The sequence below is a fragment of the Chloroflexia bacterium SDU3-3 genome, assembly GCA_009268125.1.
Lineage (GTDB): Bacteria > Chloroflexota > Chloroflexia > Chloroflexales > Roseiflexaceae > SDU3-3.
In genome coordinates this window covers 263,309-279,130 of record WBOU01000002.1, presented here as the reverse complement: position 1 = coordinate 279,130, position 15,822 = coordinate 263,309, and the positions used below count along the sequence as shown (strand labels likewise).

Sequence of the window (15,822 nt, the reverse complement as noted above, 5' to 3'; positions counted from 1 at the left end):
CGCTAGGCCTCGGCGGCGGCCTGCGCGGCGGCTGGCTCGCCCCGCCAGACCTTGGGCAGCCGCACCCGGAAGGTACTGCCGCGGTCGAGCTGGCTCTCCACCTCGATCCGCCCGCCATGCATCTCCACGATCTCGCGCACCACAAACAGCCCCACGCCCATGCCGCTGATGTTGCGGGCGTCGGCGTTGTCGGCGCGGTAGAAGCGGTCAAACAGGCGGTCGAGCGCGTGGGCTGGGATGCCGATGCCACGGTCGACCACCGAGATCGTGCAGGTGGCCTCGTCGTCCTCAAGCCGCACGGCGATCTGGCCGCCAGCCGGGCTATACTTGATCGCGTTCTGGATGAGGTTGTGCAGCACCTGCTCGATCCGCAGCTCGTCGCCATCGATCATCAGCTCGCTGTCGCAGCCCTCAAGCAGCAGCGTGTGCTGATCGAGCATAGACTGCACCTGGCCAGCCACGTGGCGCATCAGCTTGGCCAGATCCATCGGCTGGGCGCTGATCTGCAGCTGGCCGGTCTGGATGCGCGAGATATTGAGCAGGGTCTCGATCAGGCGATTCAGGCGGCTGGATTGCTCGACCACCACATCAATCAGGCGCTTGTTCTGCTGCTCGACCTCGCCTGCGCGCTCGAAGCGGCGCTGGATGAGCTGGGCGTAGCCAAACAGCGTGGTGAGCGGGGTCTTCAGCTCGTGCGAGGCGATCGAGAGGAACTGGTCGCGCAGCTTCACGGCGGCCTCGGCCTCGGCGCGGGCGCGCTGCTCGCGCACCAGGGCCTGGGCCAGCTCGCCCTCGGCGCGCTGGCGGGTGGCGATCTCCTTGCGCAGCGCGGCGTTGGCCTCGGCCAGGGTGGCGGTGCGTTCCTGCACGCGCTGCTCTAGCTCCTCGGCCTGGCGGCGGATCTTCTCGGTCTTCACCCACAGGTCGACAAACACATTCACCTTCGACAGCAGGATCTCGGGCACGATCGGCTTGAGCAGGTAGTCGACCGCGCCCAGCGAGTAGCCGTGGAAGACATGGCCCTCGCTGGTGTTGACGGCCGTCAGGAAGATAATCGGTGTGCCCTGCGAGCGCTCGCGCCCGCGGATCAGCTCGGCGGTCTCGAAGCCATCCATGCCCGGCATCTGCACATCCAGCAGGATGACCGCGAAATCATGCTGCAGCAGGCTCTTCAGGGCCTCGGTGCCCGAGAAAGCCTTGACAATGGTGTGGCCCAGCGGGCGCAGCAGCGCCTCAAGCGCCAGCAGATTCTCGGGGCGATCATCGACAAGCAGGATATTTACCGGATGTTCAGATTGCATGTCAGGTCACCTCAGCCTATGAGCGATGGTCCTTGGAGTGCGTGGTAGCGCCGCCATGGCGCAGGCGCTGCAGCAGCGGCGCGATCTCATCCAGCGGCAGCAGGTGGTCAACCGAGGTGGCGTGGATAGCCGCCTCGGGCATGGTGCGGCTCTCGGCGCTGGCCGGGGTCTGCACCACCGCCACGCCGCCAGCGCGCTTGATCGCGGCCAGGCCCGCCGCGCCATCGTGGCTCGCGCCGGTGAGGATGATGCCCACCGCGCGCGCGCCCAGGGCCAGGGCCGCCGTCTCGAACAGCACGTCGATCGAGGGTCGCGCGCTATTGACCGGGGCCTCGGTCGAGAGCGCGTAGGTGGTGCCATCGATCATCAGGTGGTAGTCGGCGGGGGCCAGGGCCACCTGGCCCGGCGTGATCGGCGACTTGTCCTCCACCTCCACCACCGGCAGCGGGCTATGCTGCGAGAGGAAATCGGCCAGCCCGTGCCCATCCTCGGGCGAGCGGTGCTGGGCCACCGCCAGCGGCAGCGGGAAGCTGGCATCCAGGCCGCCCAGCAGCTGGATCAGGGCGTTCAGGCCGCCCTGCGATGTGCCGACCACCACCAGACCATACGGTTGCGCCATATGCCCTCCCTCGCGCGCCAGCTTCGCCACGCTAGGCAATACGCCGATACAGACGCTCGCCCCGCACCAGCTCCTCGTAGTGGTGCTCGTGGGTATTGAAGGCTATCGTCTCCTGCTGACCTAGCCCGAGCAGGCCAAACATCACCAGGCTGTCGTAGAACAGGCTGTGCGCCCGCTCCTGCAGCGCGCGGTTGAAGTAGATCAGCACATTCCGACAGAGTATCACGTGAAACTCGTTGAACGGGCCATCCATGGTCAGGTTGTGCTGCGAGAATACCACATGGTCGCGCAGCGATGCGCTGAAGATCGCGCTCTCGTAGGCGGCGGTATAGTACTCGGAGAACGAGCGCAGGCCGCCGGCCCGCAGGTAGTTGCTGGTGTACTCGCGCATGCGGTTCAGCGGGAAGATGCCCTGCTGGGCCTGGTGCAGCACCTCCTCATTCATATCGGTGGCGTAGATCCGGCAGCGGCTGTAGAGGTTCTCCTCCTGCAGCAGGATGGCCATCGAGTAGACCTCCTCGCCGGTCGAGCAGCCCACGTGCCAGATCCGGATGAACGGGTAGGTGCGCAGGATGGGCACCACCCGCCGCCGGAAGGTCAGGTAGAAGCTCGGATCGCGGTACATCGCGGTCACATTCACCGACACGCCCAGCAGAAAGCGCTCCAGGGCCGCGCGGTCGTGCAGGATGCGATCCTGCAGGGCCGAGATGGTGCTCAGGCCCTCGGCGCGCACACTGTTCCACACCCGCCGCCGCAGCGAGGCCAGCGCGTAGTCGCGGAAGTCGAATCCATAGTGGCGGTAGATCCCCTCCAGCAGCAGCTGGATCTCGATCTCCTCAAGGTCATTTTTTGCCATAGCTCTTGCGCCCATCTGCGGTGCGGCTGCGCGCACCGCAGATCCATCCTGGTTCGGCGTAGCCCCCGCTATTTATACAGCCACACGCGCAGCAGCGAGAGCAGCTGCTCGGTGTCGACCGGCTTGGTGATATAGTCCGACGCGCCCGCCTCGATGCACTTCTCGCGGTCGCCCTTCATGGCCTTGGCCGTCAGCGCGATGATCGGCAGCGCCTTGTACTTGCGCTGCTTGCGGATGGCCCGCATGGTGTCGTAGCCATCCATCTCGGGCATCATCACATCCATCAGCACGATGCTGATCTCGGGCGTGCCCTGCAGGATCTCGATGCCATCGCGGCCATTTTCGGCGTAGACCACCTGCATGTTGTGGCGCTCCAGCACGCTGGTGAGCGCGAAGATGTTACGCACATCGTCATCGACGATCAGCACCTTCTTGCCCGCCAGCACCGGGTCGAACTTGTGCAGCTCCTCCAGCATCTGGCGCGTGGGCTGGGGCAGGTTGGCCTCCACGCGGTGCAGGAACAGCGCGGTCTCATCGAGCAGGCGGTCCATCGACTGCACATCCTTGATGATGATCGTGTCCGAGATCCGCTTTAGCTCGGTCTCCTCGCGGCGGCTCAGATCTTTGCCGGTGTAGACAATGATCGGCAGCGTGCTGAGGCTCTGCTGCTGCTTGATGCGCTTGATCAGATCGACCCCCGACATGTCGGGCAGGCCCAGGTCGAGCACCATGCAGTCGAAGTGCTCGGTGGCTAGGATGGCCAGGGCCTCTTCGCCCCTGCCCACGGCGGTGGTGTGCACATCGCCGTTGCCGATCAGGGCGATCATGCTCTGGCGCTGCACCTCGTCGTCCTCCACTATCAGCAAGTTCTTGACCTTGCGCTCTAGGAAGCCGTGGATGCTGGTGAACACGTCATCCAGCGCCTCTTTCGTCACCGGCTTGGTCAGGTAGGCGATCGCGCCCAGGTGCATGCCGCGCTGGCGCTCATCCACGCCCGAGATGATGTGGACGGGGATGTGCCGCGTGGATGGGTCGTGCTTCAGGCGGTCGAAGATCGTCCAGCCGCCCACGCCCGGCAGCACCAGATCCAGCGTGATCGCCTGCGGGCGGTACTGGCGGGCCAGCAGCAGGCCCTCCTCGCCGCTGAGCGACACGATGCCTTTGAAGCCCTTCTCGCGGGCGGTGTCGAGCAGGATGCGCGCGAACGTCGGGTCGTCCTCGATGATCAGCAGCGTGTGGTCGCCCTCGTGGATCTCGGCGCGGTCGTCGGCGATCTGGGGCTGCGGCGCGCTCTCGGCGGGCGCGGCGGCAGGCTCGGCGGGCAGGGCAGGGCGGCGCGGCGGCAGGCTCGGTGGCTCGCGGCGCGGCGCTGGCTCGCCCTCGGACGGCAGGGCGTAGTAGTCGTCGGGGATGTAGAGCGTGAATGTGCTGCCCTGGCCGATCTCGCTGGAAAGCCGGATCTCGCCGCCCAGCAGCGTGGCGATCTCGCGGCTGATCGAGAGGCCCAGGCCGGTGCCGCCGTACTTGCGGCTGGTGGTGCCATCCACCTGCTGGAAGGCCTCGAAGATGATGCGCTGCTTATCGGCTGGGATGCCGATGCCGGTGTCGCTGACGCTAAAGGCGATCACGCGCGTGGCGCTGTTCAGCGCGCCGCTGTCGGGCGACCAGCCGCCCTGCGCCGGGGCGATCTTCACGTGGATGCCGCCCTGCTCGGTGAACTTGAAGGCGTTGGAGAGCAGATTGCGCAGCACCTGCTGCAGCCGCTTGGTGTCGGTGGTGATCGTGCGCGGCAGCTGGCTGTCTAGGTCGATGGTGAACTCCAGCTGCTTGTCGTGCGCCAGCGGGCGGAAGCCCTGCTCAAGCGTGAGCCGCAGGTCGGCGAAGGCGATCTCGTCGGCATCGATCGACATGGTGCCCGACTCGATCTTGGCCAGATCGAGGATGTCGTTGATCAGGCTGAGCAGATCCGACCCGGATGCGTAGATCGTGTTGGCGAACTCGGTCTGCTTCTCGCTCAAGTTTCGGTCGACATTCTCGGCCAGCAGCTTGGAGAGGATGAGCATCGAGTTGAGCGGCGTGCGCAGCTCGTGCGACATGTTGGCCAGGAACTCGTTCTTGTACTTGGATGAGAGCGCCAGCTGCTCGGCCTTCTCCTCCAGCGACTGGCGGGCCAGCTCGATCTCGCGGTTCTTGCGCTCCACCTCCAGGTTCTGGCGGGCCAGCAGCTCGGCCTTCTCCTCCAGCTCCTCGTTGGTCTGCTGCAGCTGCTCGCGCTGCTGCTTCAGCAGCTCCTCGGATGCCTTAAGCGTGCGGGCCTGCTCCTCCAGCCGCTGGTTGGTCTCGGTCAGCTCGGCCTGCTGGCCCTGCAGCTCCTCGGCCAGCGACTGCGACTGCGAGAGCAGCACCTCGGTGCGCATGTTGGCCTCGATCGTGTTGAGCACGATGCCGATGCTCTCCATCAGCTGGTCGAGGAAGGTCAGGTGGATGTCGCTGAAGCTCTGGAACGAGGCCAGCTCGATCACGGCGCGCACCTGGCCCTCGAACACCACCGGCAGCACCACGATGTTGCGCGGCGGGGCCTCGCCCAGGCCCGAGCTGATCTGGATGTAGTCGCGCGGCACATCGGTGATCAGGATACGGTCTTTCTCCAGCGCGCACTGGCCCACCAGGCCCTCGCCTATGCGGAAGCGGTTGGAAATGTGCTTGCGCTCGCGGAAGGCATAGGCGCTGAGCATGCGCAGCAGCGGCTGGCCGTCGTCCTCGCTCATCATGTAGAACAGGCCCTTCTGGGCGTGCACCAGCGGGGCCAGCTCCGACAGCACCATGCGGGTCACGGTCTCTAGCTCGCGCTGGCCCTGCAGCAGGCGGCTGAAGCGGGCAAGGTTGGTTTTTAGCCAGTCCTGCTCGGTGTTCTTCAGCGTGGTGTCGCGCAGGTTGGCGATCATCTGGTTGATGTTGTCTTTTAGCTCGGCGACCTCGCCCTGGGCCTCCACGTCGATCGAGCGGTTCAGGTCGCCCTTGGTCACGGCGGTGGCGATCTCGGCGATCGTGCGGATCTGGGTGGTCAGGTTCGCGGCCAGCCGGTTCACGTTGTCGGTCAGGTCGCGCCAGGTGCCCGACGCGCCGGGCACGTTGGCCTGGCCGCCCAGCTTGCCCTCGATGCCCACCTCGCGCGCCACGGTCGTCACCTGGTCGGCGAAGGTGGCCAGGGTGTCGATCATCTCGTTGATGGTCTCGGCCAGCGCGGCGATCTCGCCCTTGGCGTCGAGCGTGAGCTTGCGCTTCAGGTTGCCGTTGGCCACCGCTGTCACCACGCGAGCGATGCCGCGCACCTGGCCGGTCAGGTTGTTGGCCATCGAGTTCACGTTGTCGGACAGCTCTTTCCAGATGCCCGCCACGCCGGGCACGTTGGCCTGCCCGCCCAGGATGCCGTCGGTGCCCACCTCGCGCGCCACCCGCGTCACCTCCGAGCCGAACGAGTTTAGCTGATCGACCATGCGGTTGATCGTGTCTTTCAGGTCGAGGATCTCGCCCATCGCGTCGGCGGTGATCTTGCGCGAGAGATCGCCGTTGGCCACGGCCTTGGTCACGTCGGCGATATTGCGCACCTGGCCGGTCAGGTTCGAGGCCATCGAGTTCACGTTGTCGGTCAGGTCTTTCCAGACCCCGCCGACGCCGCGCACATAGGCCTGGCCGCCCAGCTTGCCCTCGGTGCCCACCTCGCGGGCGATGCGCGTCACCTCCGAGGCGAACGAGTTCAGCTGGTCGACCATGGTGTTGATGGTGTTCTTCAGGTCGAGGATCTCGCCCTTGGCGTCGGCGGTGATCTTCTTGCTCAGGTCGCCGCCCGCCACGGCGGTGGTGACCTCGGCGATATTGCGCACCTGGGTGGTCAGGTTGTTGGCCATCAGGTTCACGTTGTCGGTCAGGTCTTTCCAGGTGCCGCCCACACCCTTCACCTCGGCCTGGCCGCCCAGCTTGCCCTCGGTGCCCACCTCGCGCGCCACCCGCGTCACCTCCGACGCAAAGCCGTTCAGCAGGTCCACCATGGTGTTGATGGTGTTCTTCAGCTCCAGGATCTCGCCCTGCGCATCGACCGTGATCTTGCGCGAGAGATCGCCCTTGGCCACGGCGGTGGTCACATCGGCGATGTTGCGCACCTGGGTGGTCAGGTTGTTGGCCATCAGGTTCACATTATCGGTCAGGTCTTTCCAGGTGCCGCCCACGCCCTTCACCTGAGCCTGCCCGCCCAGCTTGCCATCGGTGCCCACCTCGCGCGCCACCCGCGTCACCTCCGACGCGAAGCCGTTCAGCTGATCCACCATGGTGTTGATGGTGTTCTTCAGGTCGAGGATCTCGCCCTTGGCATCGGCGGTGATCTTCTTGCTCAGGTCGCCGCCCGCCACGGCGGTGGTGACCTCGGCGATATTGCGCACCTGGGTGGTCAGGTTGTTGGCCATCAGGTTCACATTATCGGTCAGGTCTTTCCAGGTGCCGCCCACACCCTTCACCTCGGCCTGGCCGCCCAGCTTGCCGTCGGTGCCCACCTCGCGCGCCACACGCGTCACCTCCGACGCGAACGAGTTCAGCTGGTCCACCATCGTGTTGATCGTGTTCTTCAGCTCCAAGATCTCGCCCTGCGCGTCGGCGGTGATCTTCTTGCTCAGGTCGCCGCCTGCCACAGCGGTGGTCACATCGGCGATGTTGCGCACCTGGCCGGTCAGGTTGTTGGCCATCGAGTTCACGTTGTCGGTCAGGTCTTTCCAGACCCCCGCCACGCCCTTCACCTGAGCCTGCCCGCCCAGCTTGCCGTCGGTGCCCACCTCGCGCGCCACCCGCGTCACCTCCGACGCAAACGAGTTCAGCTGGTCCACCATCGTGTTGATGGTATCCTTCAGCTCCAAAATCTCGCCGCGCGCATCGGCGGTGATCTTCTTGCTCAGATCGCCGTTGGCCACGGCGGTGGTCACCTCGGCAATGTTGCGCACCTGGCCGGTCAGGTTGTTGGCCATCGAGTTCACATTGTCGGTCAGGTCTTTCCAGACCCCCGCCACACCCTTGACCTCGGCCTGGCCGCCCAGCTTGCCGTCGGTGCCCACCTCGCGCGCCACACGCGTCACCTCCGACGCGAAGCCGTTCAGCTGATCCACCATGGTGTTGACCATGGTGGCCGTGCGCAAGAAGTCGCCCTGCAGCGGCCTGCCCTCGATCTCCAGCGGGATGGTGCGCGAGAGATCGCCACGCGCCACCGAGCCGATCACGTTGATCACCTCGGTGGTGGGCTGGGCCAGGGTGGAGATCAGGGTGTTTACCGCCTCCACATTGGCATCCCAGCTGCCGTGGGCATCGCCCAGGCTAGCACGCTGCGAGAGCCGCCCCTCGGTGCCCACCACGGTGCTGATCCGCTCGAACTCGCGGGTGGTGCGCTCGTTCAGCGCGATAATATCGTTGAGCGTATCGGCGATCTTGCCAGCGATGCCGGTGTGGTCATCGGGCATGCGCACCGAGAAATCACCCTTTTTCACCGCCATCAGCACACGCAGCAGCTTGCGCGTGTCTAACGAGTCGGTATCCTCTGCTACTGTCATGGATGTGTTTTTCCTCGTGCTCGGATACGGATTTTGTGGCATGCGCCTGGGCGCATACGTGGTAGGCCAGGTATCCCACGGCCAGCGCGGCGGCTTGAGGGCGGTGGGGGAAGGGCTTAGCTTTTTATGCGAAGGGCAGTGTAACTATACCATCAACTTGCGAATCAGGCAGACTATGGCTAGGCACATACAAGGCCTATACGTTTGCCAAAACTAATACATCCAGATCAAACAAGCAATGCTGAAACCATAGGATGTGTTCCCTTTTGTTCCTTGGGGTCTTGAAATCTTGGTGGTAAAAATGTTCTGCCAAACCAAAACGTATAACCCCTACACATGTGCGTCAGGCCGCAGCCAGCAGCGCCGCAAGCCGCTGGAATGCGGTGCGCAGCTCGGGTGGGCCAAGCACAGTAATTGGACAGCCAAGCCGCGCTATCTGGCGGGCCAGCATGTCCAGATCGTCGATCGAGGATCGTAGCAGCGTGCCACCTTCTATCTCTTCGAGCACCGCCAGCGATGCAGGGAACGCACTACGTGCCAAAGCAAGATCTGTGCCAAGGATCACCGTGCAGTCCCATATATCGGGGATATCGGCAAACGATCGGGTGATGTGTGCTAGGCAGTCGAAGCCCTGCGGCGGCGCGAACTCGGCATCCAGCAGGGCCAGGTGGCGCACGCGGTCGAGCCGGAACACGCGCAGATCGTCGCGCAGCAGGCAGCGGCCTGCGGTATACCAGCGCCCGCCATAGCAGGCCACGCCATAGGGTTCAAATTCGCGCTCGCGCACACCCTCGCCCGATGCGTAGCGCAGCAGCACACGCCGCCCGCGCTGGGTGGCAAGCCCCAAGATGCCTAGGTGCACGCTCTCCACCACCGCAGCCGGGCCAGCCACATCCAGCTCCAGGGTGGCGTAGAGCGCCTGCACCCGCTCGCGCAGCGCATCGGGCAGCACCCGCTCGACCTTGGCCAGCACGCCCTCGATGGTGGGGGCGGTGGCACCCAGGCCCAGACGCCGCGCCACCAGCAGCCCCAGGCACAGCGCCATGGCCTCCTCGTCGCGAAACATCAGCGGCGGCAGCTTGAAGCCGGGGCGCAGCGCGTAGCCGCCCTGCCGCCCCACCACCGAGCGGATGGGGATGCCCAGATCTTGCAGCATGGCCACATAGCGCCGCACCGTGCGCACATCCACCTCCATCCGCGCCGCTAGATCCGGCCCGCTGATCTGCGGGTGCGACTGCAGCAGCTCCAACACGGTGAGCACTCGGCTCGTGGGGTGATACATTGGAAAGCATCCCTTGCCAGAAAAAAAGAGGATCGATTATATCCGCGTTACGGTGTATCCTCAATAGTACAGGGTTTACGCACATCGCTCTAGCGCCAACGATGACCATCATGTGACCAGCGCCGGTTGCACATGGTGTCATTTCCTGCGGCTTTTTTCTATGGCGGCGGGCACCAGGTACATCGGCAAGCTCAACCCTGTGATTTCCCAGCGGTGCACTGCCTTCCGCCAGCGGTGCACTGGCCTTCGCCAGCAGTGCACTGCCTTCCGCCAGCGGTGCACTGCCTTCCGCCGAGTGTGCACTGCCTTCCGCCGAGTGTGCACTGGCCTTCGCCAGGTGTGCACTGGCCTTCGCCAGCGGTGCACTGGCCTTCGCCAGCGGTGCACTGCCTTCCGCCAGCGGTGCACTGGCCTTCGCCAATGCTGCCCAGAAGCTCGGCAGTCCCATCGGCACCCGTGAGCAGGAAAGGGGAACAGCCCAACTGATCAGCACACGCGCAGCGCAGAAAAGGCGCGGCACCTAGAACGAACGCCGGAGAGAAGAGCGGGGCGGAGAAGCAACAGCCTGCTTCGGCAGATCATATCGTGGGCAGCTATAGAGGAGAACTCATCATGCCAGAGACCATCAAGCGGGCCGCATCCTACATCTGGGGCAACGCGCGGCTGATCGACCGACAGATCTTCTCCCACCTCTTTCTCGGCGGGCCACGCCAGGCCGCGCTCGACGCGCTGCGGGCCTACCAAAACAATGATGGCGGCTTTGGCCACGCGCTTGAGCCAGACATCCGCACGCCGCTCAGCGCGCCGCAGCCCGTCGAGATCGCCTTCCACGTGCTCGACATGCTGCACAGCTTCGCCGACCCCATGGTGGCGCGGGCCTGCGCCTACCTGCAGGGTATCACCACGCCCGAGGGCGGGGTGCCCTACGTGCTGCCCACGGTGGCAGGCTACCCCCACGCGCCCTGGTGGACGCCCAGCGAGAACCCGCCCGCCTCGGCCAACCCCACGGCGGCGCTGGCCGGGCTGCTGCTCAAGCACGGCGTGGCCCACCCCTGGCTCGAACAGGCCGTGCCCTTCTGCTGGAAGGCCATCGAGCAGTCCGACTCGACCGAGTACCATGATCTGATGCCCATGATCTGCTTCCTAGAGCACTCCCCCGAGCGCGCCCGGGCCGAGCGCGAGCTGCGCCGCATCGGCAAGCGCATCCTCGACGCTGGCGCGGTGGCCGACGAGGGCGCGGCGGGCTACGCCCACGGCGTGCTCGACTGGGCACCCAGCCCGCAGAGCTACTGCCGCACGCTGTTCGACGAGCGGCGGGTGCAAAAAAGCCTCGCGGCGCTTGCGGCGGCGCAGCGCGAGGATGGAGGGTGGGAAATAATGTGGGATGCGATCAGCCCTGCGTGCGCGCTGGAGTGGCGGGGATGGGTGACGGTGAAGGCCGTGCGCACGCTGCGGGCCTACGGGGCGATCTAGGCCAGCGCCGCGCGTCGGCGGGCTAGCTCGGCCTTCAGGGCGGCCACGCGGCGGCGGATGGCGATAAACGCCTCGACGCTGGCGCGGTCGAGATCGAGCGCGGCGAAGGTGGCCCACACCTCATCGGGCAGCGCATCGGCGGCGGGGCAGTCGCCCATCGCCAGCGCGGCCCCCTGCGCCGACCCCGGCAGCATATACTCGCTTGTCATCATATTGCTCATCGCTCATCGGCCCCTCGGCCCCACGTGCAGGGCCGAGGGGATCGCTCCTCTCTGCTTCAGCTAGTTCTGCTCGTTTGCCTGTGCAGACCGCGTGCCATCGCGCAGCGCCCGCAGCGCCGCCAGATCCGCATCGCTCAGATTCTCGGGAAGCACCAGGCGCACCCGCGCATACAGATCGCCGCGCTGATCGGGGCTGCCCAGGCGGGGCATGCCCTTGCCGCGCAGCCGGAAGCGCGTGCTCGCCTGGGTGCGCGGCGGGATGCGCAGCTTGATCGCGCCATCCAGACCGGCCACACGGGCCACCCCGCCCAGCGCCGCCGTCAGAAAGTCCACATCCACATCCGCCGTCAGGTCGTCGCCCTCGCGGCTGAAACGCTGGTGCGGCAGCAGCTGGATGACCAAGAACAGATCGCCCGCCGGAGCGCCCGCCGCGCCCTGCCCGGCCAGCCGCACCCGCGAGCCATCGGCCACGCCGCGCGGGATCTTGGCCTCGATTGTGCGCTCACCCACCTGGATCACGCGGCTCGCACCATTGAACGACTCCTCCAGCGAGATTTCACACACGATCTCCATGTCGCGCCCGCGCCTGGGCCGCTGCTGGGCCGCGCGGCCAGCCGCGCCGCCAAACAGCGAGCCGAACAGATCGGCGTATGGCCCATCGGCCCCGAACAGATCGCCGAAGTCCTCGGGGTCGAGCGTGGCCTGGCCGCCGCCCGCGTGGCGCTGGCCCTGCCAGCGGGCCTGCTGGCGCAGCGCGTCGTACTGGCGGCGCTGCTCGGGGTCGCCCAGCACCTGGTAGGCGCTGTTCACCTCCTTGAAGCGCTCCTCGGCCTTGGCATCGCCCGCGTTTCTGTCGGGGTGGTAGGCGCGGGCCAGCTTGCGGTAGGCCGCCTTTATCGTCGCATCGTCGGCGTCGGGGGCCACCCCCAGCACGGCGTAGAGATCGTTGTTCTCCATGGTATACCTCGCTTCGGAAACAGATTTTTCAAACAGCACTTTTCTGGTTTTTTGCAGTCTTCGCGCCACAGCAACGCCCCACGGCGGCAGCGCGTCGGCGCGCACCATGGGGCGTCGGGGCATTCTCGGCGGCAGCTAGGCGCGCGGCAGCGCCACCACCACGTGGGCGGGGCGCAGCACCTGGCCATCCAGCGTGTAGCCGGTGCGCACCACCTGGTGCACGGTCTCGCGGTCCACATCGGCGGGGTGGCCCGTCACCGCCTCGTGCAGGCGCGGGTCGTAGGCCGCGCCGGGGACCAGATCCATGGGCAGCACGCCCTCGCGGGCCATGGTGGCCTGCAGCATCTGCAGCGTGGCCTGCACGCCGGGGCGCAGCGCGTCGTCGGCGGGGGCGTAGGCCATGGCGCGCTCCAGGTTGTCGGCCACGTCGATCAGGGCCAGCGCCACCCGCCGCGTCTGCGCGGTCACGCGCGCGGCCACGTCGCGGTCCACATTCTTGCGCGTGGTCTCCAGCGCGTCGGCGATCCGCAGGAAGCTGGCCTTCAGCTCGGCGTTCTCCTTGCGCGTGGCGGCCAGCTCGGCCTGGCACTCGCCCAGGCTCTGGCGTCGGCCAAAAAACGGGTCGGTCATCGGGGTTTCCCTTTCACACAGTCGCGCCGCCAGAACACCACCGCCGCCGCGAGCATCACAGCAGCATGATAGCAAAAAAAGCGCACAAAAAAAGGCCCTCGCGGGCGTTTTAGCGCTTCTCTAACACTCCTCTATGGTTCTACCAACAATCGTACGCGCCCGGCAAGAGGCCGCAGCAGACGTGGTATACTCGCCCTGGATAGCGCAAACACCGCACCCAACTACACAGCTATTCAGAACAGCCCAAGGAACACGACATGCCGCACCTCCGCCCCGCCCGCGTGGCGCTGATCGCCCTGGCCCTGCTGGCCGCCCTGCTGCCCCAGCGCAGCCCCGCCCGCTCGCAGGATGTCTTCCACCTGCTGAAGGATATGACCCCGGGCACAAGCTACCGCGAATCCCGACCTCAAGACACCGTTGTGCTTGGGGATTTCATCTACTTTATCACCGATGATTACACCTATAGCGAAAATGCCCAACTCTGGCGCACCGATGGCACCGATGCGGGCACGACCATGATCATGGATTTCCCTATCGATGCGTTCTATGAGGTGTACCAGCTTCAGGTTGCTGGCGACCGCCTCTTCTTTCTAGCTAATAGCATCGTCTACGGGGTCGAACTGTGGACTAGCGATGGCACTGCGGCGGGCACGCACATGGTTGCCGATATCGCCCCCGGCCATCAAAGTTCTTTTACTGACCATGGGCCAGACCTTAACCAGAGCTTCCGCTTCCCACTCGCCGCGCTCGATGGTGTGGTCTACTTCTCGCCCGATGATCAAACGCTCTGGCGCACTGATGGGACAGAATCAAATACCAAACAAGTCCTATCGCTCAAAAATAACTTCATCGACCTGCGCGTCTTCGATGGAAAGCTGTATATCACCGATACCCTTTATCACCTATGGGTAACGGACGCCACCGAGCAGGGGACACAGAAGCTGATCGACTTCACTAGTGATTTCACCCCAGCGTTCCTGGCGAATAATAGCTATCTCGTACCGTTCAACAACAAACGCTATCTTCTAGATGTAGGTCAATCCAATACTATATCGAATCTATGGGCAACCGATGGAACGCCAACCGGCACATCGATAGCCGCATCAATACCACGAAGGAATTCCAACAGCACCTCCATCCCGATTGTCGTCAACAGCAAGCTCGCCTTTTTGATAGAGGGAGATTCAAACATCGAGCTGTGGGCCAGCGATGGCACCGAGGCTGGCACCGCCGTCACGTCATCACTGCCCTATGGCTATTTCTCGGCCCCGCTGCTGATCAATGGCCACATGCTATTTACCATCACCCCCTATTATGGTGCCAAACAGGCCCAGCTGTGGTCCAGCGATGGCACCGAGGCTGGCACGAAGCTTGTCACCACGCTGGATACCAGCGACAAAAAATTCACCATGCGCTCGGTGGGCGGCTACGCCGTATTCTGCGACACCACATGCTGGAGCAGCGACGGCACGGCGGCGGGCACCACCCAAATCACCGACAGCACCGTGCTCTGGCTCTATACCGCATCCGAGCTAGATGGCGCGCTGATAGCGCCGATCAAGAGTGGCTCGGCCACCAGCCTGATGGCCCGCACCGATGGAACGAAGGCAGGCACAAGCCAGTTCTTCTCGAAAAACATGCCCGCCAGCAGCATTACGATCCGCACAGCAGTGCTTGGTAACACGCGGTTTATCGCCACCACCACCGGCCTCTGGGAGACCGACGGCACCCCCGCTGGCACAGAAGAGCGCACAGGGATCACCAGCAAGTTCCCCACCGGCGCAGCACTGGAAGCTATGGTGCCATTCAGCGGAACCCTGGTGCTCCAAGAAAATCATCGGGATGCCAGCTATAACAATTTCTCAGGCCTCTGGCGCAGCGATGGCACGCCCGCAGGAACAAGCCTCATCAAAAACTTCGACCGGCCAATCGGGTCCATGCTGGTCCTACAGCATACCCTCTACCTCCTTGATTATGACGGCACGCTCTGGGCAAGCGATGGCACCGAGGCTGGCACAAAAACGATCGCCACCGGGCTATCAGCCCCTCACCTGCTATCGGTCGGCAGTGATCTGCTCGTAGAAACGCTTACCTTCGGAAGCGGCACAGGAAATAAGACAGCCCGCGTTCTGAAGCTCAATACTGCTAGCAGTAGCCTTGTTGAGATCTCCCCCACATCGGATGCCGCTTGGTTCTATGGCGATAGGATCGGCAAGAGCGCCTACTGGACAATCTCCTCGGGCAGCCAGGTGGGCTGGTGGCGCTACGATGAGGGCGCGAGCGCGCCAGCGCTGATCGCCACCATCCAGACCGATCTCCCAACGGCACGCGGAGGCTCCACGTTTCTCTGGAACAACAAGCCAACATTCATGTGCTATGGCGATACAGCCGCCGAGCTATGGCAGGGCGACGGCACCGCCGAAGGGGCGACGAGGCTGCAAACCATCCCCGCCGACATCCAGAACCTGGCGACGGCTGGCCCCTACATCTACTTTGTGCAAGAAAATAGCGCTCTTCAGCACCAGCTGTGGCGCACCGATGGCACTGCTGAGGGCACAATCCTGCTGAAAGATGCCGACCCACGGATGGCCCAAGGGTATATCGAGTTCCAAGAAGCTATCGGCGGCAAGATCTACTTCACAACCTCCACACCAGATACTGGCATGGAGCTATGGAGCAGCGACGGCACCCCCGAGGGCACCAAGCTCTACGCCGACATCAACCCCGGCCCGGCTGGCTCGACCCCAAGGATCATGCTCAACCTGGGCAGCGCGCTGCTGGTTCAGGCCACCACCGCGTCGTATGGCCGCGAGCTGTACCTGGTCGATATTCCCGTGGGCAGCGAGCGGCTCTACCTGCCGCTCGCCCAGCAGTAGCACAAACCGTATATAAAAA

The 15,822-nt window shown here is 64.7% G+C and carries 10 protein-coding genes; 2 read left to right on the top strand and 8 right to left on the bottom strand.

The annotated features are described in order from the left end of the window. Nucleotides 1-2: 2 nt before the first annotated feature. From F8S13_04030 to F8S13_04010, 5 genes are all read right to left on the bottom strand, one after another. Nucleotides 3-1,301 (bottom strand): response regulator, encoded by a 1,299-nt coding sequence (locus F8S13_04030; GenBank protein KAB8145012.1) that lies wholly within the window; start codon nt 1,299-1,301, stop codon nt 3-5. A gap of 16 nt (nt 1,302-1,317) precedes the next feature. After that, nucleotides 1,318-1,920 carry a chemotaxis protein CheB gene (locus F8S13_04025; protein KAB8145011.1) on the bottom strand — a complete coding sequence of 201 codons (603 nt, stop codon included), beginning with the start codon at nt 1,918-1,920 and terminating at the stop codon, nt 1,318-1,320. A gap of 31 nt (nt 1,921-1,951) precedes the next feature. Beyond that, the gene (locus F8S13_04020) at nt 1,952-2,776 is read right to left on the bottom strand and encodes a protein-glutamate O-methyltransferase CheR (protein KAB8145010.1); all 825 of its coding nucleotides are present in this window, start codon (nt 2,774-2,776) and stop codon (nt 1,952-1,954) included. Between the two features lie 68 nt (nt 2,777-2,844). Next, a complete protein-coding gene (locus F8S13_04015) occupies nt 2,845-8,364 on the bottom strand; it encodes a response regulator (GenBank protein ID KAB8145009.1) in 5,520 nt (1,839 codons plus the stop codon). Between the two features lie 343 nt (nt 8,365-8,707). After that, the gene (locus F8S13_04010; GenBank protein KAB8145008.1) at nt 8,708-9,646 is read right to left on the bottom strand and encodes a YafY family transcriptional regulator; all 939 of its coding nucleotides are present in this window, start codon (nt 9,644-9,646) and stop codon (nt 8,708-8,710) included. A 612-nt stretch (nt 9,647-10,258) separates the two neighbouring features. Here F8S13_04010 and F8S13_04005 point away from each other — a divergent pair. Next, nucleotides 10,259-11,119: a hypothetical protein gene (locus tag F8S13_04005; protein ID KAB8145007.1), complete on the top strand. Its 861-nt coding sequence runs from the start codon at nt 10,259-10,261 to the stop codon at nt 11,117-11,119. Here F8S13_04005 and F8S13_04000 read toward each other — a convergent pair. The 3 genes from F8S13_04000 to F8S13_03990 all read right to left on the bottom strand — a co-directional run bounded on the left by F8S13_04000 (nt 11,116) and on the right by F8S13_03990 (nt 12,927). Next, nucleotides 11,116-11,328 (bottom strand): hypothetical protein, encoded by a 213-nt coding sequence (locus F8S13_04000; GenBank protein KAB8145006.1) that lies wholly within the window; start codon nt 11,326-11,328, stop codon nt 11,116-11,118. The two genes, F8S13_04005 and F8S13_04000, sit on opposite strands and share 4 nt — an antisense overlap. Before the next feature lie 72 nt (nt 11,329-11,400). Beyond that, nucleotides 11,401-12,297 (bottom strand): J domain-containing protein, encoded by an 897-nt coding sequence (locus F8S13_03995; protein KAB8145005.1) that lies wholly within the window; start codon nt 12,295-12,297, stop codon nt 11,401-11,403. 135 nt (nt 12,298-12,432) lie between these two features. Beyond that, complete coding sequence (locus tag F8S13_03990; protein ID KAB8145004.1) at nt 12,433-12,927, bottom strand: nucleotide exchange factor GrpE; 495 nt, start codon at nt 12,925-12,927, stop codon at nt 12,433-12,435. 257 nt (nt 12,928-13,184) lie between these two features. Between F8S13_03990 and F8S13_03985 the strand changes: the two genes are divergently transcribed. Next, nucleotides 13,185-15,803, top strand: coding sequence for a hypothetical protein (locus tag F8S13_03985; protein ID KAB8145003.1), 2,619 nt, complete (start codon nt 13,185-13,187; stop codon nt 15,801-15,803). The last annotated feature ends 19 nt before the right edge of the window (nt 15,804-15,822 follow it).